At 71.1% G+C, this 523-nt stretch carries 1 protein-coding gene; it reads left to right on the top strand.

Features of this window, described 5'->3' with window-relative positions; all coding sequences use genetic code 11:
• Window positions 1–523 (top strand): hypothetical protein (locus tag CRT60_RS35975; protein ID WP_161957924.1); only part of this gene is annotated, 523 nt, incomplete at both ends.

The raw sequence follows: 523 nt of genomic DNA, 5'->3' as shown, positions 1-523 counted from the left end.
GCGCACTGACCCAGAGCGGTGCTCTGACGGTTGGCGGAACCTCGTCCTTCACCGCCGGTGCCAACGCGATCACGCTGGGCAACGCCGGCAATGCGCTGACCGGTGCAGTGACGCTGAGCAACAGCGGGACCAACGACGCGTCGCTGACCAACACGCTGGCGACCTCGCTGAGCGGCACGGTCGGGCAGGACCTGACGGTGAGCAGCGGCGGGACGCTGGGCTTCGGCGCGACGACGGTGGGCCGCACCCTGACGGCCACGGCGACCGATGCGGTCACGCAGACCGGAGCGATCAGCGCCAGCAGCCTGACGGTGAAGACGCTCAAGACCGGCGGTGCCGCGATCACGCTGGGCAATGCCGGCAACGACGTCACCACGCTGGACCTGCGCTCGCGCAACGCCGCCGACACCGCCGATGAGGCGGGGGCGCTCAGCTACACCGACGCGACGGCGCTCGACCTCGCGGCGTTGCGCACGACCGGCACAGTGTCGATCACCAGCGGCGGTGCGCTGACCCAGAGCGG

The sequence above is a fragment of the Azospirillum palustre genome (assembly GCF_002573965.1).
Taxonomy (GTDB): Bacteria; Pseudomonadota; Alphaproteobacteria; order Azospirillales; family Azospirillaceae; genus Azospirillum; species Azospirillum palustre.
The sequence above is the reverse complement of the archived record's forward strand: the minus strand, read 5'-3'. Positions and strand labels throughout refer to the sequence as shown.